Here is a 23817-nt window from a genome sequence, read left to right as displayed (position 1 = left end):
CGGCAATCGACGGCTAGGGGTCCAAGGCTTCCATGGCACACGAGGTAATGATCATCGGCGGTGGTGTGGTCGGCATGGCGGTGGCCTACGGGCTTGCGCGCCGTGGCCGTCGCGTCTGCGTTCTCGATGAGCACGATACCGCCCTCAAGGCTTCCCGGGGCAACGCGGGCCTGGTCTGGGTCCAGGGCAAGGGCGCCGGTATGCCCGCCTATGCGGCGATGTCGTTGGCCTCGAGTCGAGCCTGGCCGAGATTCGCCGGCGAGCTTGGCGAGCGCACCGGGGTGGATCTGGAGTTCGAGCAGCCCGGAGGCGTCGATCTGTGTCTTGACGACGACGAGGTGCGTAAGCGTTGCGCCGAGTACCAGGCACTATACGACGCGCCCTGGGCCCGTGAGGCCGGCGTGCGCTGGGAGTACCTGGAGGGCGCGCGGCTTGAGCGACTGCTGCCGGGCCTTGGCGGCGACGTCCCGGGGGGCATCTGGACACCCCACGACGGCCACTGCAATCCGCTGTTTCTGCTGCGCGCACTCTACAGCGCCTGCCAGGCGCTTGGCGTGGACGTACGGCCTCATCATCCGGTCGCCTCGATCGACCCCGGCGAGGCGGGCTTTGTTGCCCACACCGCCCGTGGCGCCGTGCGTGCCGAACGGCTGGTACTGGCCTGCGGACTGGGGGCGGCGCGGCTGGCACCGCCGCTGGGTCTCTGCGGTCGGGTCACGCCGGTGCGTGGCCAGGTGCTGGTCAGCGAGCGGCTGCCCGCCGCCGGCCGCCTGCCGACACCGCAGATTCGCCAGACGGCGAGCGGCGGCTACCTGATCGGCGACGTGCTCGAGCACGTCGGCCACGACACCCGGGTCACCCTCGAAACCCTGCACGCCCTGGCGCGGCGGGCGGTGACCATCTATCCCGATCTGGCGTCGGCGCGGCTGGTGCGCAGCTGGGCGGCGCTGAGGATCATGACGCCGGACGGTTGCCCCGTCTACGAGGCTTCGCAGCGCTATCCCGGGGCCTACAACCTGAGCTGTCACAGCGGCATCACCCTGGCCGCCTTTCACGCCGATGAGCTGGCCGCAGCGCTGGACGATGATCGGCTCACCGAGCGCTATCCGCTCTTCTCGGGAGGACGCTTCGATGTTCAAGCGGCATAAAAGGGCCACGGCCACACCCGAGGTCACCATCACCATCGACGGCGCACCATACCAGGTGCCCTCGACGCTTAGCGTGGCGGCCGCGGTGCTGATGCACCAGGGCGCCGCCGGCTATCGCCGCCACGTCGCCAGTGGCCATCGCGCACCGCTGTGCATGATGGGGGTGTGCCACGACTGCCTGATCACCATCGACGGTGCCCCCAATCGACAGGGCTGTCTGGTCACGGTGGAGCAGGGCATGCGGGTACGCCGCCAGCTCGACGAAGAGACAGCGACGGCTTCCCGGTGGGACACCGCCAACCATGCCAGTGGTGACGAGCAGAGGGGGCGCGAAGATGCAGACCTGTGAGCCGAGGGAGACCGTCGGCACCGACGGCAGCAAGGACCGCGCCCGAGTGGTGGTACTCGGCGCCGGCCCTGCCGGCATGGCGGCGGCCCTGAGACTGGCCGAGGCCGGCCTGCGCTCGCTGGTACTGGATCAGGCCAGGGCGCCGGGCGGGCAGATCTATCGCGATCTCGACCAGCCCCAGCTCGACGCCGCAGTCATGGGCAAGGACTACCATCGCGGTCGGTCCCTGGTCGGCGCCTTCCTGGACGCCGCCAGACGGGGGGAGATCGACTATCGCCCAGGCACGCGGGTGTGGTGGATCGAGGCGCTGGACGACGCCCTGGACGACGCCCATCGCCTGGGCGTGCGGGGGCACGATGGCATCAGCCGGGAACTGGTTGCGGAGCGTCTGATCATCGCCACCGGCGCCATGGAGCGGGGCTGGCCCTTCCCCGGCTGGCAGCTACCTGGGGTGATGCAGGCCGGCGCCGCCCAGATCCTGATGAAGCAGGGCGCGCTGCTGACCGAGGGGCCGTCGGTGCTGGCGGGCAACGGGCCACTGCTGTACCTGCTGGCCTGGCAGTACCTCAACGCCGGCTGCCCGCCCCGGATGATCCTCGATACGGCGCCGAACCTGGGACTGGCGCGGACCCTGCGTCACCCGCTCAGGGCCTGGCGGGCTCGCGGCTACCTCGCCAAGGGCGCGCGCATGCTGGCGGCGTTGAGGCGCGCTGGGGTGCCGATCGTGCGTGGCGTCCAGTCGCTGGCTGCCGAGGGTGACCAGCGCTTGACCGGGGTGCGCTATCGCCGGCGTGGCGACAGCGACGAGCACAAGCTCAAGACCGATTGGCTGTTGACCCATATGGGGGTGGTGCCCGAGCCGCAGCTCCCCCAAGGGCTGGGCATCGAGCACCGTTGGCAGGAGGCGCAGCAGGCGTTCGTGCCCGATCGTCGCGACGACCTGTCGGTGCGCCCGGGGGTGTGGCTGGCCGGTGACGGCGGTGGCATCGGCGGCGCTGTGAATGCCGAGCGCGAAGGGCGACTGGCGGCGCTGGCCGTGCTGGACGACCTGATGGCTGACCCGCTGGACACGACAGCCGATGCAAAAGGCGCCGCGGCGCCGATACCAGACGCCGATAACCGCCGGGCGGTCGCCAGGGAAAGCGCCGCGCTGAGGCGTCGACGCCGCCAGGATCTGTCCGGTCGACGTCTGCTGGATGCACTGTTCACCCCACCGGCGGACTGGGTCGAGCGACAGCCCGGCGAGACCCTGATCTGTCGCTGCGAAGGGGTGAGCCGGGCCCAGCTCAAGGCGGCGCTGGAAGCGGGGCCTGCCGGGCCCAACCAGCTCAAGGCCTTCACCCGCTGTGGCATGGGCCCCTGCCAGGGACGGCTATGCGGCACCAATGTGTCACGGTTGATGGCCCGCGAGCAGGGCCGCGACATGGACGAGGTCGGCTACTACCGCATTCGCCCACCGTTGACCTCCATCACGCTGGGCGAGCTGGCACTGGCGCCCTCCGATCACCTGACCACACAATCACAATAGAGCGAGAAATGACCATGAAAGTTAACGCTTCTCTGTCTGCCTCCCTTGGCCTGGCGATGGCCCTTGCCGGCGCCGGCGCCGCTGTTGCCACCACCGCCCAGGCCGACGATCGCCCGCTGCGCATCGGTGTCGACGTGCCCTATCCGCCGTACCAGGAAAAGCTGCCCGACGGCAGCCTGACCGGCTTCGAGGTCGAGCTGGTCGAGGCCGCCTGCGAGCGCATGCAGCGCCAGTGCGAGTGGGTCGAGCAGGGCTGGGACGGCATCATCCCGGGGCTGCTGGCGCGCAAGTACGATCTGATCGCCTCGGCCATGAACATCACCGACGAACGCGCGAAACAGGTGCTGTTCTCCGATCCCTACTATCAGGTGCCCTCGGTGTGGGTCGGCCAGGCCGACGCGGAGATCGATCCCGAAGGGGACCTGTCGGAGATGACTATCGGTGTGCAGCAGGGCACCATCCAGGACGAGTACGTGACCACCTACCACGGCGAGGCGGACATTCGTCGCTACTCGGACTCCGGCGGCGTGGTCAACGACATGTTCACCGGTCGGCTGGACCTGGTCTTTACCGCCTTCCCGTTGGCCCAGGAGCGGCTGTTCAGCGATGAGCGTTTTGCGCGCAAGGGCGAGCTGGTGACCGGCCCCGAGTCGATCTACGGGCCCGGCGTCGGCGCCGCCTTCCGCCAGCGCGATCGCGAACTGGCCATCGCGTTCAGCGAGGCCATCCAGGGGCTCAAGGACGACGGCGACTACCAGGCGCTGTGGGCACGCTACTTCGAGAAATAGCACCGGCGGAGTCGACCTCCCGCGGGGGGAAGACGAGAGGCGTGACAGCTATGCGACGAGCCCACCATGCGACGAGCCCACCATGCGACGAGCCCACCATGCGACGAGCCCTCCATCGGAGGGCTCGTTGGTGTCGGGGGTTCGGCCATTTACGCCGTCGGCGGCACGGTGCAATAGGCGGCTAGGCGCTGTCCGAAAAGTCGACGAGCGAAGGTTAGACAAGGCAAAAATCGGTGAGAAAGCGCAGTTTACGTGGTGTAAATGAGCATTTTGATCCGATTTTTAACGCCGTATTACCGAGCGCAGGCACTTTTCAGACAAGCCCTAGGGCGTCACAGGTAGCGCCGCGTAGGCCACCATCTCGACCAGCATCTCTTCCCGGGCGAAGCCGGAGACGATCACCGCCGCGCGGTTGGGGTAGGGCTCGCTGACGTACTCGGCGTAGACCCGGTTGACCGTAGCCAGGTCCTCGCGTCGGGTCACGTAGATCAATACCTGAGTCAGCGATTCAACGCCGCCACCGGCGCAGGCGAGGGTGTGCACCAGATTGTCCAGCGTCTGGCGGGTCTGGGCCTCGATGCCGCCGTCGACCACCTCGCCGCTCTTGTCGATGGGGATCTGGGCGGTGAACAGGATGCCGTTGCCGACGCTGGCCCAGGACAGTGGGGCGCGGGAGGCGAACAGCTCGGTCTTGACCGGGTGAACCATGGGGTATCCTCGAACGTTGGAAGTCGGGGGCAGTAGGGCAAAGAGAGTGCCAAGGGGTGAGGGTTGTGTGTCAGTCGTTGTCGTGGGTGCCGGCGCCGGCGCCGCTGCGAGAGGCCTCGGTAGACTCCACCAGCAGCCGGGTGGCCAGCGCCTTGAGCTGCGCCCACAGGCCGTCGTCGACCTCGATGCCTTGCTGCATGGCACGCTCGCGGCAAGCCAGCAGGTCGGACTCCTGGTGGCGGGCCAGCAGGTCGAGCTGATACTCGGAGCGCAGCGACGGCAGCAGGTCCACGTGGTTGGCCATGATCAGCGTCACCCCGTCGTTGGGCTCGTTTTCCTCGGGCACCTCGTGCACCGCGTAGACGCGGATCTCCGGCACCGAACTTCCGGCGCGAAAGCCCACCACCTGCTCGATCAGCGGGGTGGCTGCCGCCTGCTCTGCGCCAGCGGTCCGGGCCTCACCGTCAGGCGCCTGGGCATTGCGCCAGAAGGCGGTGACGTTCATCCCGCGCCCGGCCAGTCGCGCCAGGTAGCCCATGATCAACTGGCGGTTGTGGCAGTGGCGGATCTTGATCACCGCAAGGCCTCGCGCCCGGGCCTTGGCAAAGCCCAGCTCCAGTGCCAGGGTCGAGCTCTTGAGCACGCTGGCGCCGTGGCTGTCGAGCACCGCCAGGTCGCCGTCGGAGTAGACGAGTTCCGGGGGGCGCTCGCCCTGATCCGCGAGCAGAAAGTCGAGGCCTCGTCCCAGCGCTGCCAGCCCACCGAGCTCGTAGAGCTGCATCCAGGCCACCATGTCGGCGGCGTCGCTGGCGTCTCCGTCCTCGAAGCCCATGGCCTGGAAGGCCTTGCGGCAGAGTCCCTGGAGTTCGTTGTAGGACACCTTCATGAGTTGGCTCCGGCGTGCTGGCGGGGTTGGGCATCGGCTTCCTTGAGCGTGCCGGCGGCGTCCTGGTCGGGCTCCAGCGGGAAGCTCCAGTCGTCGAAGTCGATCAGGTCGCTGGGCTCGGCGTTGAGCTCCTCGACCAATGGCGCGCCCTGGAACAGGGTGATACGCACCCAGCGATCGGACTTGGGATCGAAGCGACTGGCGCCGAAGAACGAAAGCTTGGTGCGAAGCAGGTGCATTGGCTTCAACTCGCGGGCCCACAGGTTGGCGCGGATCTCGCCGAAGGGCGTCTCGGCCATGCTCTGGATCCGCCGGATGATGTCCTTGTGACGCGGGTGGTGAATCAGGAACTCCACCACCAGGGCGCGCGGATGGGCGCTGAGGAAGTCGTCGATGACCCCATGGGTATCGGCCACCCGGGGCGCGATGGCGAGCTTCAGCTCACGGTCGGCGCCGGGTTCGACGTCGCGCACGCCCAGGCGCGGTTCTTCCTTCTCGACCGAGCGATACCAGAACCAGTAGCGCTCCTCGGGGTCGCCGAAGTCATGACGCAGGGCCCAGTCGTAGTGGGTCTCGATCAACTGCTTGAGTCTGACCAGCGGCATGTCCGGGGTCAGCTCCAGGCCCTCCTCGACCCCCATCTGGTCCTCGAAGGGATCGACGATCTCCGGGTAGAGCTCAAGCAACAGGGTGTGGATCAGCTCCTGGGCTTCCAGGCTCAGGGTCTGGCGGCTCCAGTCGATCAACTCCTGCCACAGCTCCTCGGCCAGTGGTACCTGCTCGAGCCAGGCGCGCACCGCCGGCAGGGCGCTGGCGGTCTCGCGGTTGCGCGCGCTCTGCTCGCTATCCTCGGTCACGGTCTGGGCCAGGTGGCGCTCGGCCCGGGCGACAAGCGCCACCAGGCGCTGTCGCTCCGGTTCACCAGGGACCTGACCACTGACCTGGGCCAGCGCCTTCTCGCGGCTCTCGACCCAGCGCTGGATCAGCTGCGGGTGGTTGATCAGAAAGGGCGCCATGCCCAGTCCGGTGGAATTGCCGATGCCCAGATAGCGGCGCAGCGGTGCGGCCATGGCGACGGCGCTGCCCGGCGCCCGGGCACGGGCCATATGCTCGATCTGCTCGATGGAGAAGTGGCGCAGCAGGTAGACCGCCAGCATCTGGGCCGAGAAGGGACGCTGGAAGTCCGGGTTGTGCTTGAGCCGATCGAAGTCGGCGATGCCGAACTTGCCGTTTCCGTAGACCGCGGTGGTGCGATACAGATAGCCGACCCGGGTCAGCCAGGCCGGGTCGGGCTGTCGCCCGGCGCACAGCGCGTCGAGAAAGGCGGCGAAGTTTCTGAGGCTGCGGTTGGCCCGGGACAGCACCAGCAGACGTGGATGCTGGCGCCCGGCCTCCTGCAGCGGCACATTGGCGGCCATCTGTTCGAGCAGCGAGTCGTCCACGTCGCCTTCGACCACGCCGAAGGTGACGTCCCAGGCTCGGCGATGACCCGGTCGGAGCGGGCGTCGTCGTCCAGTGGCTGGGAAAAGATCACCCCGTGGTAACGGGCCTGGGGCGTCTGCAGACGATAGATGGCGACACCGTGGCCCTCGGCGTCGAGCTCGAAGCGGGTGGTGCTGATCTGCCAGCGCTGGCGCGCCATCTGGCGCACCAGGCTACGCACGAAGCTCAGCCGGCTGGCGTGCAGGCTGCCCAGGCGATCGAGTTGCATCACCTCGTCGGGCGCGCGCAGACGCAGGCGCTGCTCGACGTCGGAAAGGCGGCTGGCGAGGTCTTCGCGTCTCATCTCAGGCCTCCCCTGTAGCGCTGGCTTTGTGGCTGGTGATGCCCTGGGCGCGGGCCATGGCGAGGGCGGCCTGGGGGCCGGTCCACAGCGACGGCAGCAGCACCAGCGACACCGGGATGGCGGTCAGCACGATGAACTGCTGCAGGGCGCTGATCTGCCCCGCGCCCATGTACAGGAGGATAGCCGCCATCAGCGCCATGGCGATGCCCCAGAAGGCGCGAACCAGCGGGCTCGGCTCGTCGTGACCGGCGCCGACCACGGCGATGGCGTAGCTCATGGAGTCACCGGTGGTGGCGACGAAGATGGTGGTCAGTACCAGGATCGCCACCGCCATGACGGTACCGCCGGGCAGCGCCTGGGCCACGGTCAGCGTAGCCACGTCGAACTGGAAGTTGTTGAGCGCCTCGGTCAGGTCGATGGCTCCGGTCATCTGGTAGAAGATGCCGGAGCCTCCCAGCAGGGTGAACCAGATGGCCGTGGCCACCGGTGCCAGCACCGCCACGGTGAGCACCATCTGCCGAATCGTGCGGCCCCTGGAGATGCGCGCGACGAAGATCGCCATCAGCGGGCCATAGCCGATGAACCAGGCGAAGAAGAACACCGTCCACCACTGCATCCACCAGTCCGGCGCGCTCTGGGCGGTCATCGTCGACATGGCGAAGAACGACGTCAGGTACTCGCCGAAACCCTGGGTGAAGGCGTTGACCATGAACAGCGTCGGCCCGAACAGAAAGATCACCGCGGCGATGGCGAGCGCCAGGAAGACGTTGAAGCGCGACAGGATCTGGATGCCCTTGTCGATGCCGGTAACCGCCGAGGTGACGTAGACCGCGCCGAGGCCGATCAGGATGATCAACTGGGTCATGTAGGTGTTGGCCACGCCGAACAGCTCATGCAGACCGAAGCTGACCTGGGTGGCAAGAAAGCCGATGGGGCCGACGGTGCCGGCCACCACCGCGATCACGCACAGGGCGTCGACCACGCCGCCCAGCGGGCCCTTCATCAGCCGTTCGCCGAGTACCGGATAGAGCAGGGTGCGCGGCTGCAGCGGCTGGCCCTTGTCATAGTGGGCGTGGGACAGCACCACCGCGGTCAGACTGCCGAGCACCGCCCAGGCCAGAAAGCCCCAGTGCATGAACGACTGGGCCAGGGCCGGGGCGATGGCGGAGTCGCTGCCGGCCTCGATGGCCGCGCTGCCGGCAAAGGCCGGCGGCGTGACCACGAAGTGGTAGATCGGCTCGCCGGCGGCGAAGAACACCCCGCCCCCCGCCAGCAGGGTGCACATGATGATCGACACCCACTTGAAGGTGGACAGCTCCGGTGTGCGGGTGTTGCCGATGCGTGCACTTGCCGCCGGGGTGGCGATCAGCCCCATGGCGATAAAGAAGGTCAACAAAAGCAGGATCTGGAAGTAGCTGCCGAGCGCCTTGGCGGTCCAGGCGAAGCCCGTGCCGATGGCCCCCGCGACGCCGTCGATGTCGTACAGTGACAGGCCGACGAACAGCAGGATGAAGCCGATGCTGAGACAGAGCACGACGGGGTCGCCCAGGCGATACTGGCCGGCGGGCAAGTCCGCGGTCGCTGGCGCCGAGCGATCGGCGGGTGACGAGGTGCCGGTGGTGGAGGTGGTCATGGCATGAACCTCTGGCGTGCGGCACCGTCGTGGCGGTGCCTGTTATGGTGATTGATGACCGCCGGCATTCGGTTGTTGTTGAGATCTGGGATGCCGGCGGGTCGGTGGCTGACGGATGGCTGGTCCAGGGTCGGTCGAGGGTTGGTCGGTGGCTGGTCGAGGACTGGTCGGGGGCTGTTCCGAGTGCCGCCTCAGGCGACCTTGGCGATACCCTGAGGCGTGGCGGCGCGCTCCAGCAGCGCCACCCAGTTGCGGCCCATGATGCCGGCCACTTCGTCCTCGTTCATGCCGACGTCGCGCAGGCCCTGTATCAGGTTGGGGAAGTCGCGACTGTCCTTGAGCCAGGCCAGTGGCCGCGGCCAGCCGGCGTTGGTGGCGCTGCCCTCGCCATAGTCCATGTCCTTGGACCAGCGGCCGTTGCGCATCCAGTCGAGCACCGAGGTGGGCTGGTTCTGACACAGGTCGGTGCCGATGCCCAGGTGTTCGACCCCCATCAGGTCGGCGGTGCGGGCGATCATCTCGCAGTACTCGGCAAGGGTGCAGTCCGGGCCGTTACGCAGGTGAAAGGGGTAGGCCGAGAAGCCCAGCAGGCCGTTGCACTCGGCGATGGCTTTGAGTACCCGATCGGACTTGTTGCGCTTGGCCGGGTGGAAGCTCTCGGGGTTGGCGTGGGAGATGATCACCGGGCGGCTCGACAGCTCGATGGCATCGAGGGTCGAGCGCTCGGCGCTGTGGGACATGTCGATGACCATGCCGACCCGGTTCATCTCGCGGATCACCTGGCGCCCGAAGCGGGTGATGCCGCTGTCTTCTGCCTCGTAGCAACCGCAGGCCAGCAGGCTCTGGTTGTTGTAGGTGAGCTGCATGATCAAGAGGCCGAGATCGCGCATCACCTCGACCATGTCGATGTCGTCCTCGATGGGCGAGCAGTTCTGGGCGCCGAGAAAGACCCCGATGCGCCCGCTGGCCTGGGCCCTGGCGATATCGCCTGGCCCGCGCACCGGCATGATCAGGTCGGCATGGGCCTCGAAGCGGCGGTTCCACTCGCCCAGGCGCGACAGCGTCTCGCGGGTGGTCTCGTGGTAGACCAGGGTGGCGTGGACGGCGTCCAGGCCGCCTTCGCGCATCTGCTCGAAGATTTCCCGCGACCAGTTGGAGTACTGCAGGCCGTCGACGGTCAGCATTTCTCGGGACATGACGTCTCTCCTCAGGCCTTGACGTAGCAGGTCTTGACCACGGTGTAGAACTCGCGGGCATAGCGGCCCTGCTCGCGGGGGCCGAAGCTCGACGCCTTGCGGCCGCCGAAGGGTACGTGGTAGTCGGTGCCCGCAGTGGGCAGGTTGACCATCACGCAGCCGGTCTCGGCGCGGGCCTTGAACTCGCTGGCAAGCTTCAGCGAGTCGGTGATGATGCCGGCGGTCAGGCCGAAGTGGGTGTCGTTGAGCACCTCGATGGCCTCGTTGGCGTCGGCGACCTTGATCACGCAGGCGATCGGGCCGAACACCTCCTCGCGATTGATGGCCATGTCGTTGGTGGTGTCTACCAGAAGTGCCGGCGCCATGAAGTAGCCGTCGCATGCCGCGCTGACGCGCTCGCCGCCGAACACCAGCCGAGCCCCGTCGGCCTGGGCGCGTTCGACCCATGCCAGGTTGGAGGCAAGCTGGCGGGCGTCGGCCGCAGGGCCGATGTGCACGCCGTCTTCCAGGGCGGGGCCGACACGCACCTGTTTCAGGCGCTCGATCAGCCGCTCGACGAAGGCGTCGTGGACCTGCTCGGTGACGATCAGCCGCGACGAGGCGGTGCACTTCTGGCCGGTGCCGGAGTAGGCGCCGTTGAAGGCGGCCTCCACGGCGAGGTCGAGATCGGCGTCGTCGGCCACGATCAGGGCGTTCTTGGAGCCCATCTCGAGCTGGCACTTGACCAGGTTGGCGGCGGTGGCGCCGGCCACCCGGCGACCGACCTCAAGCGACCCGGTAAAGGTCAGGGCATTGATCTCGGGACTCGAGATCAAGGCGTCGCCGACGCTCGAACCCGGCCCCATGATCAGGTTGAAGCTGCCTGCGGGCAGCGCCTGACGGCTGAGGATCTCGGTCAACGCCCAGGCGCTGGCGGGGACCAGGTTGGCCGGCTTGAACACCACGGCGTTGCCGAAGGCCAGCGCCGGGGCGATCTTCCACACTGCGGTGGCCATGGGGAAGTTCCAGGGGCTGATGACGCCGACCACCCCCACCGGCTCACGGCGCACCTCCACTTCCACGCCGGGGCGCACCGACTCGGCGCGCTCGTCGATCTGGCGCAGCACCTCGGCGGCGTAGTAGTGGAAGAACTGGGCGGAGCGGTGGACCTCGCCGACCGCCTCGGCCAGGGTCTTGCCCTCTTCACGGGCCAGCAGCTCGCCGAGCTCGGCCTTGCGCGCCATCAGTTCGTCGCCCACCGCCATCAGCACGCCGTAGCGCTGCTCCAGGCCGCTCTTGGCCCATTCGCGGCCACCCCGGCGGGCGGCGGCGATGGCGTCCTTGACCTGCTCGGTCGAGGCCTGGGCGTAGACGCCGATCAGGTCGCTGGTATCCGACGGGCTGCGGTTCTCGATCTGGTCGACGCCGTCGATCCACTGGCCGTCGATATAGAGTGGGTAGGCTGACTGCTGAGACATGATGACCTCCTGTGACGAATGCGACACAGCCTAGGAGAGTCACCAAAATAAAGATAATCAATAATAACGAGCATATGATAAATAAGGCTTACCGCCTGTCTGTGTGACGGCCCGTGTGACGGCCCGTGTGAGGAAATGCCATGCTCCCCGACCTCAAGATCCAGCCGCTGCGCTACGTGCTGGCGATTGTCGACCACGGCGGCTTTCACGCCGCCGCGCGCCAGCTTCACCGCAGCCAGCCGGCGGTGTCGATGGCGGTGCGCGAGCTGGAGGCGCGCCTTGGTGAGGCGCTGTTCGAGAAGGGTGCCCAGGCGAGCCTCACCCCCTTCGGCGAGTACTGCGTGCCGCGCTTTCGCGAGCTGATCCTCCAGCATGATCGCCTGAGCCGTGACCTGCTCGCCCAGGTCGAGCGCCAGGCGGGGCATCTAGATATGGCGGCGGTACCGTCGGTGGCCAGCCGCCTGATGCCGAGCTTGCTGTCGGAGTTCGTCGAGCGCTATCCGGGCATCCGCGTGGCGCTGCACGACGGCAACGCCGACTTCGTGCGCGAGCAGGTGCTGGGCGGTGAGGTGGATATCGGGCTTTCAAGCCTGTGGCAGCCTGACGATGCCCTGGCGTTCACCCCTTTGCTGCGCGACAAGGTGGGGGTGGTGTGTCGCGATGACCATCCCTTCGCCGGGCGCGAGAGCCTGCACTGGCGCGAGCTTGCCGGCGAGACCCTGATCGGCAATGGCACCTCGCGGCTGCTCGAGGGCACCGAGGCCGAGGCGCTGCTGGCAAGTCCCACCTTCTTCATCTCCAACATGATCTCGCTGACCGCCAGCCTGGTGGCGGGGCTCGGCATCACCACCCTGCCGCGACTGGCGTTTGCCGAGGAGTACGAGCGGCTGAGGTTCGTTCCGCTGGAGTGCCCGGTGGTGGAGCGCCAGGTGGGCCTGGTGCGCCTGGCCGGTCGCAGCCTGTCGCCGGCCGCCGCTGCCATGGCGGCCTTTATCGTCGAGCGCCTGGAGGAGGGGCAGGGGCAGGATGGCCATGCGCCGAGCAGCCAATAGCCGTTCAGCCAATAGCCGATAACGCCAGGCGGGCTCGCCGTCCGTCAGCCGTTGCGGTCGAGTTCGCCGGCGTCCATGCCGTTGCGTCGCCGGACCTCGAGCAGCAGGGCGCTGTGGTCGAGGTCAGCACCACCTGCGTTGACCAGATCGCCGAACAGGCGGTCGGTCAACTCAAGCAGCGGCAAGTCGAGGCCGAGTTCCCGGGCGACGTCGCAGGCGGCGCGAGTGTCCTTCAGCTGATGCCTGGCCGGTCCGCCGGGTGCGAAGTCGCCGTCCAGCATGCGTTGGCCATGCTGGTCGAGAATCCGCGAGTAGGCGAAGCCCCCCAGCATGGCCTGGCGCACCTTGGCGGGGTCGGCGCCGCCGGCTTCGGCCAGCACCAGGGCTTCCGACACCGCCGCGATGGTGCTGGCCACCGTCAACTGATTGACCAGCTTGGCCAGGGCGCCGCTGCCTGCCGAGCCAATATGCAGGGGATGGCCCATGGCCTCGAGAATGGGCTTTGCCCTGTCGTAATCGACGGCGTCTGCTCCGGCCATGATCGAAAGAGATCCTTCGCGCGCGCCCTTTTCGCCGCCGGAGACCGGGGCGTCCACCCAGCCAAGGCCAAGCTCGCGACAGCGTTCGGCCAAGGCGATTGCTTCACTGTGGCCAATGGTCGACATCACGATGAGCAGGGTACCGGGAGACAACTGACGGGCGATGCCGTCGTCGCCGAACAGCAGCGTCTCGCATACCGCGCCCGAACTTACCATCATCACCACCGCCTGGGCGTTTGCCGCTGCCTCGATGGGTGTCTCGGCCAGAGTGGCGCCAAGTTCGCCCAGCGGGGCTGCCTTGTCGATGCTGCGATTCCAGGCACGCAGGGGGAAGCCTGCACGGATCAGATGACGGCCCATGGGCAGGCCCATGATACCGGTGCCCAGCAGGGCGATGGTGGCAGGAGAGGTCATACGGGCGGCTCGTTGTAGATTAGAAAGTAGGTAACAGCCTAACCTCTTCCGCCCGGTGCCTCCACGCTCAGTCGACCTGCCGCCACCACTGTACCGGCCAGCCGCGCTCGCGGGCGGTGGCGTCAAGCGCCGAGTCGGGGTTGATGGCGAAGGGACGGTCGACGAATTCCAGCAGGGGCAGGTCGTTACGCGAGTCGGAGTAGCCGAAGCTCTCCACCGGGGTGTGCTCGGCCAGCCACTCGCGCAGCGCCTCGAGCTTGCCGCCCTGGAAGGTGCGGATGCCCTCGGCCTTGCCGGTGTAGCGCCTGCGGGAGTCGAGTTCGAGAGCGGTGGCCAGCGCCTGATCGGCACCGAGGCGCTCGGCCAGCGGGCCGACCACGTGGATCGGCGAGGCCGAGATGATCACCACCCGATGGCCTTGGTCACGGTGCCAGGCCAGGCGTTCGTGGCCCTGAGGGAAGAGCCGGGGCACCACCTTGGCCTCGAGGAAGGCGTCGACCTGTTGCCTGACGTCGGCCTCGCTGCGGCCGGCCAGCGGCGTCAGCAACAGCGCCAGATGGGCTTCCATGTCGAGCGTTCCGGCGGCGTAGGCGGCCATGTGTTCGGCGAAGGCGGCGCGGTAGGCGTCGCCGTCCTCGATCCAGCCGAGATCGATCAGCCACTGACTCCATAGTCCGGTGATGTCGCCGTCGAGCAGGGTGTCATCGAGGTCGAACAGGGCCAGGGTCATGGGCGCGTCGGGGGCCTTGGCGGCATCGCCGTGGCAGGCGTCAGTGGTCATGGTGACAGGGCTCGTCAGGTCGTTCATGCATCCAGCTCCTGAACCTCGTCGAGATCGACGTGGATCGTCACCTCGCAGCCGGCGGGCAGCAGGCTGCGGGCGGAGCGATTGAGGGTATCGACGGCGAGGCTGGTGCCTTCGCAGTCGATGTCGTAGCGCACGATGTTACCGAGCAGGCGATGTCGACGCACACGACCGCTGACGCCCGGTCCCACCCGCGCCGGCCGCTCGCCACCCAAAGGGCGGCCCTGCACGCTGAGATAGAGCGCCTCGGGGCGCAGCGCGACACGACCGGCCTGGCTGCGAAAGCCCAGCAGTGGCGCGGCCTCGACGGCGTCGAGCAGACAGTAGTGGCCCATGAAGCCGGCGGCGTTTTCGTCCCGGGGCCGGGTGTAGAGCACCTCGGCGGTGTCCTTTTGCAGGATCCGCCCCTGGTGCATCAGGAACACCCGGTCGGACATCAACATGGCCTCTTCCTGGTCATGGGTCACGAACAGGGTGGTCAGGCCGAGGGTCTTCTGAATCTCGCGGATCTGGTCGCGCAGATGTCGACGAATGCGGGCGTCCAGCGCCGACAGCGGCTCGTCCATCAGCAGTACCTTGGGTTCCACCACCAGCGAGCGTGCCAGTGCCACCCGCTGGCATTGCCCGCCCGACAGCTGGTGGGGAAACTTGTGCGCCTGGTCCTGCATCTCGACCAGGCGCAGCACCTCGTCTACCCGGCGCGCGCGCTCGTCACCGGGGACCTTCTGCATGCGCAGGCCGAAGGCGACGTTGTCGGCGACCTTGAGGTTGGGAAACAGCGCATAGTGCTGAAACACCATGCCGACCCCGCGCCGCTGGGGCGGCAGGCGGGTGATGTCGTCACCGCCGATGTGGATGCTGCCGGCGTCCAGCGAGGTCAACCCAGCGATGGCCCGCAGCAGGGTCGACTTGCCGCAGCCGGACGGCCCCAGCAGGGTGATGAACTCGCCATGCTCGATATCGGCGTCGATGTCGGCGAACACCGAGGTTTCGCCGAAGCGCTTGGCCAGCCCCTTCAGCGAGACCGCGTTGCCGCTTTCCTGGCGGCCTGGCGCGGACGGGGTCGTGGTCTGGACCGAGGACGGGATAGTGGACGGGACCGTGGACGGGGCGGCGCGCTGGGTGGCAGGTGTAGTGGCAGCCATCATCGTGTGGCCTCCGTGATGGTGTGCTCGGCCTGGCGATTGCCCAGCCAGGTCAGGATCAGGGTAAAGGCGAACAGGGTGATCACCAGGGCGCTGGTGAAGTGGCCGCTGGCGCCGCGCATATTGTTGAGGTAGACCTGCAGCGTCTCGAAGCGGGTGCCCACCAGCATGTTGGCGAAGACGAATTCGCCGACCAGGAACGAAAACGACAGGAAGATGGCGATCTGCACCCCGCCACGCAGGTTGGGCAGGATGACCAGAAAGAAGGCTTTAAGCGGCCCGGCACCCAGCAGCTGGGCGGCGTCCATCAGGCTTTGCACGTCCACCGCACGCAGGCTGTTGGCAATGGCGCGGTACATGAACGGCAGCACGATGGTGAAGTAGGTGGGAATCAGGATCCAGGGGGTGCCCACCAGCGGCAGCGGGCCGCCAGCGTAGAGCTTGAGTAGCCCCACCGAGGACACCACCGGGGGCACCGCGAAGGGCATCAGGATCAGGGTGTTCATCCAGCGGTCCAGCCACGGATAGCGGGTGTGGGCCAGCAAAGCCACCGGCATCACCAGCACCAGCGACAGCGCCAGGGCACCCACGGCGACAGCCAGCGACCGGGCGAAGGCCGCCACAAAGCGCGGGGTGGTCCATAGCTCCACGAACCAGGCCAGGGTCAGGCCATCGGGGACCAGGGTCGCGCCCCAGCGGGTGGCCAGGGCGTAACCCAGGGTCGCCACCAGCGGCAGGGCCAGCACCGCGAAGACGCTGCCGACGATCCAGGCGTAGGGGTTGAAGGTCGCCGACAGCGGCGCTGCGGTCGGGCTCTTGTGAGCCGGCAGGGTTTCAGCGTGAGCCATGCTGTGCACTCCTTCTCAACAGCCACTGCTGGACCAGGGTGACCAGCACCAGCAGCATCACCAGAATCAGCGCCAGGGCGCTTGCCAGATTGGGCTCGAGGAACAGGTCGCCGGCCACCAGGTTGGCAATACGAATGGTCATCAGGTTGTAGCTGGTGTTGACCAGCGCGTAGACGGTGGCGTAGGCGCCCATGGCGTTGGCGAACAGTACCGTGAAGGTGCCGGCCAGGGCCGGCCACAGCACCGGCAGGCCGATGCGCTGCCAGTAGGCGATGCGCCCGGCGCCGAGCAGGCTGGCGGCATCACGCCATTCGGCCTTGAGGCCGGCGAAGGCCGGGAACAGCAGCAGGATGCCCAGCGGAATCTGGAACCAGGTGTAGATGACGATCAGCCCGCCGGTGGAGTAAAGACGCACGTCCTCGATGATGCCGAGTCGTTGAAGCGCCAGGGTCAGCACGCCGTTGGCCCCCAGCAGGATGATGAAGGCGAAGGCCAGCGGCACGCCGGCAAAGTTGGAGGTCATGTTGGTGAAGGCGATCATCGCTCGCCTCAGGCGTCCGCCGGAACGCACCAGGGCGTGGCAGGTCAGGGTGGCGATGACCAGGCCGATGGCGCTGGACACCAGCGAGATGGTCAGGCTCTTCCAGATCGCCTGGCGGAAGAACGCCGACTGGGCGATCTCCTGAAAGTGGCCAAGGCCCCAGTCGCCGTTGACGTTGAAGGCACTGATCGCGACCCAGGCCATCGGCGCCAGCTGGAAGGCGGTGAATATCACGGCGAAAGGCACAAGCCACAGCCAGGCCGGTAGGGGCGCCTTCACGAGCCGGCCTCCTCGTTGCAGGTGGCGTTCGCGGTGGATGCGACGCCTGCGCTGCTGGACGCGGCCAGCAACTCGGGATGCCAGGGCTTGTCGTGGGAGAGCCCGAGGACGCTTGCCAGGGTGCCGCACAGGTGGGTCTGGCGGATGACCCGTCCGGCGGGGTCGGCAAAGGCGTCGCCGAACAGCCACAGCGGCACCCGGCGTTCTTCTTCCAGCAGGCCCGAGTGGGAGCGATCGGCGTTCATGCCGTGGTCGGCGGTGATCATCACCTGGCAGCCGTCGGCCAGCCAGCCTGGCAGGTAGTCGGCCAGGGCGATGTCGGCGTGGCGGGCGGCGTTTCTGTACTGGGGCGAGTCGCCGCCGTGACGGTGGCCGGTATCGTCGATGTTCATGCTGTGAACCAGCAGGAAGTCCGGCGCGTGGCGTTGCCTCAGGGCCTCGGCGTCGCTGAACAGGTGATCATCCGGATAGTGGTCCTGCCAGTAGAAGATGCCGGCCTGGATGGCCGCCGCAGGGTCGTCGAGAAAACGGTCGCGGGTGCGCTCGAAGGGCGCCTTGACGTAGAGCTCACTGACCCAGTGATAGGCCGCCGCAGCGGTGGCAAGGCCCTGGCCGCGGGCCAGGTCGAACAGGCTGATGCCATGGGACCGGCGCACGATGTCGTTGTGCACTACCCCGGAGTCCACCGGGCGATCGCCGGTCAGCAGGCACTCGTAGAGCGGCCGAGACATGGCCGGCAGCTCGCAGTCGAGGTGGGTGGTGTAGCCGCGTCCGGCCTCTACCAGGGCGCTCAAGTGGCCCATGGCGTGATGGCCGACGGCGTGATTGAGGCCGTCCAGCACCACCAGTATGACGGGTCTGGTCATGATGACTCCCGGCCGCGCGGCAATACAGGGCGCGGCGCTGTCGCGATAAGACGTGGAATGCGCTGAAGACAGGCCACTTGGGCACTGTCTTCAGCGGTCGATCGACGTAGCGGCGCTGTCCTCAGCGCTTGATCACTGCTGGTGGATCAGCACCTCGGACTGCCACTGGCGCGGCAGCACCTTGGCGCTCTGTTCCCAGGCGGCAAAGTCCTGGATCGGACGGGCGCTGGCGTACTGCTCGTTGGGCAGCAGCTTGGCGGCGATGTCGTCGGGCAGGGTCAGGTGCTCGGCGCGGATCGGGCGAGCGTAGCCCTCGGCCAGGTTGAACTGCCCTTCGTCGGACAGGATGTACTCACGGGCCAGCTTGGCGGCGTTGGGGTGCTGGGCGTGGGTGTTGATGATGGTGGCATAGCCGGAGGTCACCGAAGCGTCCGAGGGGATCACCACCTCGAAGGCGTCACGGTCGATCTGGTCGCGGTAGTTCAAGGCGTTGAAGTCCCACAGCAGGGCCACTTCCACTTCGCCCTTCTCCAGGTTGGCGATGGACACGTCGGCCAGCGACAGTCGGCCCTGCTCGGCCAGTTCGGCGAACAGCTCGAGGCCCGGGGCCAGATTGCCCTCGTCGCCACCGGCGGCGTAGGCGGCGGCGAGTACCGCATTGTTGGCCTGGGAAGCCTGGCCCACGGCGCCCACCGATACCGAGTAGTCACCCTCGCGCAGGTCGGTGAAGGAACTCGGGCGCTGGTCCTCTTCCACCAGGTTCTTGTTGATCATCAGCGCAATGGTGCCAGTGTAGCCGAGCATCCAATGGCCATCGTCGTCCTTGGCCCAGTCGGGGATCTCGTCCCAGGTGGTGGGCTTGTAGGGCTGAGTCACCCCCTGCTGCACCGCGATCGGACCAAAGGCGAAGCCGACGTCGCCGATATCGGCGGTGGCGTTCTCGCCCTCGGCCTTGAACTTGGCGACTTCCTCGGCGGAGCTCATGTCGGTATCGGTGTGCGCCAGGCTGTAGACGCTTTCCAGGTCGGCCCAGGTGTCCTTCCAGTTGGCCCAGGTGTCGGGCATGCCGACGCTGTCGACGCGGCCTTCCTGCTTGGCGGCCTCGATCAGTGACTCAAGCTCGGCGGTGTTTGCCTGGGCGGCGGTGGACAGCAGGCCAACGCAGGCCAGGGCGGTCAGGGTCGGGTAACGCAGAGAAGTGACGATCACGAGAGGGTCTCCGGGTCAGGGGCGAGAAGTCGACGGAAACCGATGCGCCTTTCTGGTCTAGATCAGTTCCCGTTGACGATCACCCTAAGGAGCTAGCGTGACAGCCTCGTGTCAGTTGCGTGGCAGTCTCGTCTCAGTCCATATGAGCTAGGTAAAGGACGAAAAACCCGACTCGTTCGAGCACTGTCATCGCGTTGTCACCGGCTTGCCACTAGACTGCTGAAATTACGTTGAACCTTCTTTGGTCTATACCAGAAAGCTGGACGCCGCCGGATACTGCCCGGCGGCGATCCTGGTCAGAGCTTCGAGAGTCCGCCTTGCCTACTGTCCCTGACGACACCTCGCACGACGCCTCCCCCTCCCATCGCCTGCGCGAGCGTCTTGCGCCCTTGCTGAGTCTGGCCTCGACACGGGGCGATCGCCGTCTGCCCAGCGAGCGAGACATGATGGCGCGCCTCCAGACCACCCGCATCACCCTGCGCGAGGCACTCAATGAGCTGGAGGCGGAGGGCTGCGTGTATCGCGAGAATCGGCGCGGCTGGTTCGTGTCGCCGCCACGGCTACGCTATGACCTGTTGGCCTGCCTGCCGTTTCACGAGATGGTGCGATCCCAGCAGCGCAGCGCCCGCACCCTGTTGCTCAGTGCCGAGGAAGTGATCGCGCCCGTCACGGTCGCCCGCCGGCTGGGACTCGCCGAAGGCGAGCGCGTCTACCGCATCTGTCGTGCCCGGCTGGTGGACGAACGCCGGGTGCTCTACGTGGAACACCATCTGTTGCCGCGCTGCTTTCCCGCCATTCTGGAGTTCGATCTGGCGCGGGAATCGCTGACCGAGCTCTACCGCCGCGAGTACGGCATCCGGGTCGGGCGGGTCAGCTACGAGCTCGGCACCTGTGTACTTTCCAGCGACGCCGCCAGCGCGCTCAACGCGGTACGCGGCAGCCCCGCCCAGCGCATCACCCGCATCAACCACGACCAGAACGGCCGTGCCATCGACTGTGATGATGAGTACTGGCGCCACGACGCCATCGAGCTGACGCTTTCCGCCGCCCCTCAGGGAGTTTGAGGTGCGAGATCGAGGGGCTTCGAACTGCAGGGGAGTGCTAGACCGCGGGAGGGCGTTCTTCCAGCAGGTGCCACAGGGGGGCTGCCACTGCCGCTTCGTCGCGATGGCGATAGCAGGCCACTTCCAGAGAGGGGCCGCCGAGGATTTCCTGCAAGGAAATCAGCTTGCCGCTCTCGAGGTCTTCCTCGATCAACCCGTGGGGTAGCCAGCCGATGCCGAGACCGGCCAGGGCGAGTTGGCGAATGCCGATGGTGAAGGCGGTCTCGCAGACCAGTTCGATCTCGTAGTGGCGTTGGGCATCGAGCAGGTAAGGCGTCGCCAGGGCCTGGCCAAGAAAGCTGTCCGGATCGTAGCCGATCAAGGGCAGTCGTTGACCTTCCTCGAGTTCGTGCATGAGACCACCGTGATGATCCGATGCGCACACCGGCAACAGCCGTTCAACGCCCAGTGACAGCCGCTCGACGCTGTCGCTGCCGCTGAACAGGGGGGCGCCCTCCAGCTCCGAACACAGCAACAGGTCGGCCTTGCCTTGCTCGAAGTCGTGGATGCACTGGCTGCGGTCGGACGAGGTGATCTGCAGTCCCACCTCAGGCGCGTGATGACGCAGGTGGCGCAACAGGCGCGGCAGGTAGCTGACGGTCAGGGTGTGCTGGGTGGTCAGAATGGCCCTGGGCCCCTGGCGGGCATCGCTTCTGAGACGACTGCGCATGGCGTAAAGGCGTGCCAGCCACTCTCGTAATTGGGGCTCGTACGCCCGCGCGTGGGCGGTCAACTCCAGGCGCGAGGCGCTGCGATCGATCAGCGCCACCCCCAGCCATTCTTCCAGCTGGCGGATACGGCGCGAGAATGCCGGCTGGGTGACGTGGCGCCGTTCGGCCGCCTGGGAAAAGGTGCCCGCTTCGATAAGCTCGAGAAAATCCTCTATCCATTCGATCTTCATTGGTGTTTTGGTCTGCCTTAGTGGGTGGCGGCCGGGGCTAAGCAGTGGCTATGCAAAAATTTAACAGCTGGCGAGCAACTTGGCATTGGTCTCATGTTCCAGGCGAGGCTTAACTTGGAAGCGATCGCTCGAGGGCAGGCCTTCAGGCCTGCTGTGTCTTTCGACGTAGGTCGTCAAGAGAGCACGCCAATGCCAACAATGACTCGCCTGGAGGCCCGTATGCACCTGTCCCGTTTTCCCCGTGTCCGTCTCGGCCATATGCCCACTCCGCTGGAGCCCATGGACAACCTGAGCAAGCTGCTCGGCGGTCCGCGGCTGTGGATCAAACGCGACGACTGCACCGGCCTGTCCACCGGGGGCAACAAGACCCGCAAGCTGGAATTCCTGATGGCCGACGCCCTGGAACAGGGCGCCGACACCATCATTACCCAGGGCGCCACCCAGTCCAACCACGCCCGCCAGACCGTGGCCGCCGCCTGCAAGCTGGGGCTCGAGTGCCACATTCTGCTGGAAGACCGTACCGGCAGCGAGGACTCCAACTACAACTACAACGGCAACGTCTTCCTCGATCAGCTCCACGGCGCCAGCGTCGAGAAGCGCCCGGGCGGTGCCGACATGGCCGCCGAGATGGAAGGCCTGGCCGATCGTCTGAAGAGTGAAGGCAAGAAGCCCTACATCATCCCTGGCGGTGGCTCCAACGAGATCGGTGCCCTGGGCTACGTCAATGCCGCCCTGGAACTGCTGGCCCAGGCCAACGACATGGGGCTGCGCATCGATCATCTGGTCCACGCCACCGGCAGCGCCGGTACCCAGGCGGGCCTGGTCACTGGCCTCAGCGCCTGCAACGCCGGCATCCCGGTGCTCGGCATCGGCGTTCGCGCGCCGAAGGACAAGCAGGAAGCCAACGTCTTTGCCCTGGCCCAGAAGACCGAAGCCAAGCTCGGCCTGTCCGGCGTCGTCAGCCGCGACCAGGTGGTCGCCAACTGCGACTACGTGGGTGAGGGCTACGGTGTGCCCACCGACAGCATGATCGAGGCGGTCACCCTGCTGGCCCGTCACGAAGGCATCCTTCTGGACCCGGTGTACTCCGGCAAGGGCATGGCAGGGCTGATCGACCTGATCCGCCAGGGCCACTTCAAGCAGGACGAGAACGTCGTCTTCCTGCACACCGGCGGCGCCGTTGCGCTGTTCGGCTATCCCGATACCTTCGGTTTCCCCGACTACAAGGGCTAGGCCCAGGGCGCTTCAGGGCAGGCGCCCGCTGAGTTCGGGCGCCCTCGACGACGTTATTCGGAGACAACAATGACCATTCGTCATCTCAAGACGGCGGAGGCCGCCGCTGGCGTTGCCGCCGAAGACCAGCGCGTGACGGAAGCGGTGCGTGGCATGCTCGAGGATATTCGTGCCCGCGGCGAGGCGGCCGTGCGCGAATACGCCGAGAAGTTTGACGGCTGGACCGGCGACTTTGTGTTGAGCGACGACAAGCGGCGTCAGTTGATCGACAGCGTGCCCCAGTCGGTCAAGGACGACATCGACTTCGCCCACCGCCAGATCCGCCGTTTTGCCGAGGCCCAGCGTGACAGCCTGACCTCCTTCGAGATCGAGACCGAAGAGGGCGTGCTGCTCGGTCAGCGTGTGCTGCCGGTACACAGCGCCGGCTGCTATGTGCCGGGCGGCCGCTACGCTCACGCCGCCTCGGCGCTGATGAGCGTGGCCACCGCCAAGGCCGCCGGTGTCGAACACGTGGTGGCCTGTTCGCCGCCCCGGGGCGACAGCATCAACCCGGCGGTGGCCTACGCCATGCATGTGGCCGGCGCCGACATGATCCTCGAGATGGGCGGCGTCCACGCCATGGCCAGCATGGCCTTCGGTCTGTTCGGTGGCCGCGAGGCCGACATCCTGGTCGGTCCCGGCAACGCCTACGTGGCCGAAGCCAAGCGCCTGCTGTTCGGTGAAGTGGGTATCGATGTGTTTGCCGGCCCCACCGAGTCGGCGATCATCGCCGACGAATCCGCCGACCCGATGACCATCGCCGTCGACCTGGTGTCCCAGGCCGAGCACGGCCCGAATTCACCGGTGTGGCTGTTCAGCACCAGCGAAGCGATCGCCCGCGAAGTGATGGAGATTCTGCCGAAAGTCGCTGACGACATGCCCAACGCGGATATCGTTCACGCTGCCTGGCGCGACTTCGGTGAGGTCATCGTGGGCGACAGCCGCGAGGAGATCGTCGCGATCAGCGATCAGTACGCCTGCGAGCATCTGCAGGTGCTGTGCGAGGATCTGGACTGGTGGAAGCAGCATTTGAGCAACTATGGCTCGCTGTTTCTGGGGGAGGGCAGCACCGTCACCCACGGTGACAAGTGCTCCGGTACCAACCATATCCTGCCGACCAAGCGCGCCGGGCGTTACTCCGGTGGACTCAATGTCCACAAGTTCATGAAGGTGCTGACCACCCAGCAGTTGAGCGTCGAGGCCAATCTGACCTTCAGCGCGGTGGGATCCCGGATTTCCCGCACCGAGGGCATGGAAGGCCACGCCCGGGCCTGTGACTGGCGCCTGGCCAAGTACTTCCCCGAGCAGGAGTGGGATTTCCCTGTTCACCGTCAGGCTCGTTACTGAGTCGCAAGCGAAGGAGC

The 23817-nt window shown here is 66.9% G+C and carries 22 protein-coding genes; 8 read left to right on the top strand and 14 right to left on the bottom strand.

The genetic code is table 11. From position 1 onward, the window contains the following. Nucleotides 1-32 precede the first annotated feature (32 nt). From NFH98_RS17970 to NFH98_RS17955, 4 genes are read left to right on the top strand one after another with little or no spacing between them, the layout of a single operon-like run. Nucleotides 33-1148, top strand: a complete 1116-nt coding sequence (locus NFH98_RS17970; protein ID WP_287165677.1) for an NAD(P)/FAD-dependent oxidoreductase — start codon at nucleotides 33-35, stop codon at nucleotides 1146-1148. Continuing rightward, a complete protein-coding gene (locus NFH98_RS17965) occupies nucleotides 1132-1497 on the top strand; it encodes a (2Fe-2S)-binding protein (RefSeq protein ID WP_287165676.1) in 366 nt (121 codons plus the stop codon). Before NFH98_RS17970 ends, NFH98_RS17965 begins: the two co-directional genes overlap by 17 nt. Next, nucleotides 1484-3025 carry an FAD-dependent oxidoreductase gene (locus NFH98_RS17960; protein WP_349623019.1) on the top strand — a complete coding sequence of 514 codons (1542 nt, stop codon included), beginning with the start codon at nucleotides 1484-1486 and terminating at the stop codon, nucleotides 3023-3025. The genes NFH98_RS17965 and NFH98_RS17960 overlap by 14 nt, the downstream gene beginning before the upstream one ends. Nucleotides 3026-3039: 14 nt before the next feature. Further along, nucleotides 3040-3813, top strand: coding sequence for a transporter substrate-binding domain-containing protein (locus NFH98_RS17955; RefSeq protein ID WP_287165674.1), 774 nt, complete (start codon nucleotides 3040-3042; stop codon nucleotides 3811-3813). Nucleotides 3814-4137: 324 nt separating this feature from the next. Here NFH98_RS17955 and NFH98_RS17950 read toward each other — a convergent pair whose 3' ends face one another. From NFH98_RS17950 to NFH98_RS17925, 6 genes are all read right to left on the bottom strand, one after another. After that, nucleotides 4138-4521 (bottom strand): RidA family protein, encoded by a 384-nt coding sequence (locus NFH98_RS17950; protein WP_108449213.1) that lies wholly within the window; start codon nucleotides 4519-4521, stop codon nucleotides 4138-4140. A 70-nt stretch (nucleotides 4522-4591) separates the two neighbouring features. Continuing rightward, complete coding sequence (locus tag NFH98_RS17945) at nucleotides 4592-5407, bottom strand: DUF3726 domain-containing protein (RefSeq protein WP_045993663.1); 816 nt, start codon at nucleotides 5405-5407, stop codon at nucleotides 4592-4594. Further along, nucleotides 5404-6849, bottom strand: a complete 1446-nt coding sequence (locus NFH98_RS17940) for a hypothetical protein (protein ID WP_349623018.1) — start codon at nucleotides 6847-6849, stop codon at nucleotides 5404-5406. The genes NFH98_RS17945 and NFH98_RS17940 overlap by 4 nt, the downstream gene beginning before the upstream one ends. A 345-nt stretch (nucleotides 6850-7194) precedes the next feature. Beyond that, nucleotides 7195-8826 (bottom strand): BCCT family transporter, encoded by a 1632-nt coding sequence (locus NFH98_RS17935; protein ID WP_124805153.1) that lies wholly within the window; start codon nucleotides 8824-8826, stop codon nucleotides 7195-7197. Nucleotides 8827-9017: 191 nt separating this feature from the next. Then, nucleotides 9018-10022 (bottom strand): dipeptidase, encoded by a 1005-nt coding sequence (locus NFH98_RS17930; protein ID WP_349623017.1) that lies wholly within the window; start codon nucleotides 10020-10022, stop codon nucleotides 9018-9020. 11 nt (nucleotides 10023-10033) lie between these two features. Then, entirely contained in the window at nucleotides 10034-11479 is a 1446-nt protein-coding gene (locus tag NFH98_RS17925; protein ID WP_349623016.1) for an aldehyde dehydrogenase family protein, read from the bottom strand. Nucleotides 11480-11619: 140 nt separating this feature from the next. Between NFH98_RS17925 and NFH98_RS17920 the strand changes: the two genes are divergently transcribed. Further along, nucleotides 11620-12531 (top strand): LysR family transcriptional regulator, encoded by a 912-nt coding sequence (locus NFH98_RS17920; RefSeq protein WP_349623015.1) that lies wholly within the window; start codon nucleotides 11620-11622, stop codon nucleotides 12529-12531. Between the two features lie 44 nt (nucleotides 12532-12575). Here the strand turns inward: NFH98_RS17920 and NFH98_RS17915 are convergent, their stop codons facing one another. The 7 genes from NFH98_RS17915 to NFH98_RS17885 all read right to left on the bottom strand — a co-directional run bounded on the left by NFH98_RS17915 (nucleotide 12576) and on the right by NFH98_RS17885 (nucleotide 19177). After that, a complete protein-coding gene (locus NFH98_RS17915; protein WP_349623014.1) occupies nucleotides 12576-13484 on the bottom strand; it encodes an NAD(P)-dependent oxidoreductase in 909 nt (302 codons plus the stop codon). Nucleotides 13485-13551: 67 nt separating this feature from the next. Then, nucleotides 13552-14292: an HAD family hydrolase gene (locus tag NFH98_RS17910; protein WP_349623013.1), complete on the bottom strand. Its 741-nt coding sequence runs from the start codon at nucleotides 14290-14292 to the stop codon at nucleotides 13552-13554. Beyond that, nucleotides 14289-15437, bottom strand: coding sequence for an ABC transporter ATP-binding protein (locus NFH98_RS17905; RefSeq protein ID WP_349623012.1), 1149 nt, complete (start codon nucleotides 15435-15437; stop codon nucleotides 14289-14291). Before NFH98_RS17905 ends, NFH98_RS17910 begins: the two co-directional genes overlap by 4 nt. After that, nucleotides 15434-16282 carry an ABC transporter permease gene (locus NFH98_RS17900; RefSeq protein WP_108133473.1) on the bottom strand — a complete coding sequence of 283 codons (849 nt, stop codon included), beginning with the start codon at nucleotides 16280-16282 and terminating at the stop codon, nucleotides 15434-15436. The genes NFH98_RS17905 and NFH98_RS17900 overlap by 4 nt, the downstream gene beginning before the upstream one ends. Further along, nucleotides 16269-17102 carry an ABC transporter permease gene (locus NFH98_RS17895; RefSeq protein WP_349623011.1) on the bottom strand — a complete coding sequence of 278 codons (834 nt, stop codon included), beginning with the start codon at nucleotides 17100-17102 and terminating at the stop codon, nucleotides 16269-16271. Before NFH98_RS17895 ends, NFH98_RS17900 begins: the two co-directional genes overlap by 14 nt. Continuing rightward, nucleotides 17099-17968 (bottom strand): alkaline phosphatase family protein, encoded by an 870-nt coding sequence (locus tag NFH98_RS17890; protein ID WP_108133475.1) that lies wholly within the window; start codon nucleotides 17966-17968, stop codon nucleotides 17099-17101. The genes NFH98_RS17895 and NFH98_RS17890 overlap by 4 nt, the downstream gene beginning before the upstream one ends. Before the next feature lie 132 nt (nucleotides 17969-18100). Next, nucleotides 18101-19177, bottom strand: a complete 1077-nt coding sequence (locus tag NFH98_RS17885; protein WP_349623010.1) for an ABC transporter substrate-binding protein — start codon at nucleotides 19175-19177, stop codon at nucleotides 18101-18103. A 317-nt stretch (nucleotides 19178-19494) separates the two neighbouring features. On the opposite strand from NFH98_RS17885, the gene NFH98_RS17880 reads away from it, so the two are divergent. Beyond that, a complete protein-coding gene (locus NFH98_RS17880; protein ID WP_231498696.1) occupies nucleotides 19495-20241 on the top strand; it encodes a UTRA domain-containing protein in 747 nt (248 codons plus the stop codon). 37 nt (nucleotides 20242-20278) lie between these two features. On the opposite strand, the gene NFH98_RS17875 is transcribed toward NFH98_RS17880, so the two are convergent. After that, a complete protein-coding gene (locus NFH98_RS17875; protein ID WP_108133476.1) occupies nucleotides 20279-21181 on the bottom strand; it encodes a LysR family transcriptional regulator in 903 nt (300 codons plus the stop codon). A gap of 189 nt (nucleotides 21182-21370) precedes the next feature. Between NFH98_RS17875 and cuyA the strand changes: the two genes are divergently transcribed. Next, the gene (gene cuyA / locus NFH98_RS17870) at nucleotides 21371-22414 is read left to right on the top strand and encodes a D-cysteate sulfo-lyase (RefSeq protein WP_349623009.1); all 1044 of its coding nucleotides are present in this window, start codon (nucleotides 21371-21373) and stop codon (nucleotides 22412-22414) included. Nucleotides 22415-22483: 69 nt separating this feature from the next. Further along, a complete protein-coding gene (hisD, locus tag NFH98_RS17865; RefSeq protein ID WP_348814922.1) occupies nucleotides 22484-23800 on the top strand; it encodes a histidinol dehydrogenase in 1317 nt (438 codons plus the stop codon). Nucleotides 23801-23817 lie beyond the last annotated feature (17 nt).

It is taken from the genome of Halomonas sp. H33-56 (assembly GCF_040147035.1).
Classification (GTDB): domain Bacteria; phylum Pseudomonadota; class Gammaproteobacteria; order Pseudomonadales; family Halomonadaceae; genus Halomonas; species Halomonas litopenaei.
This window is presented reverse-complemented; position numbering and strand designations above follow the sequence as displayed.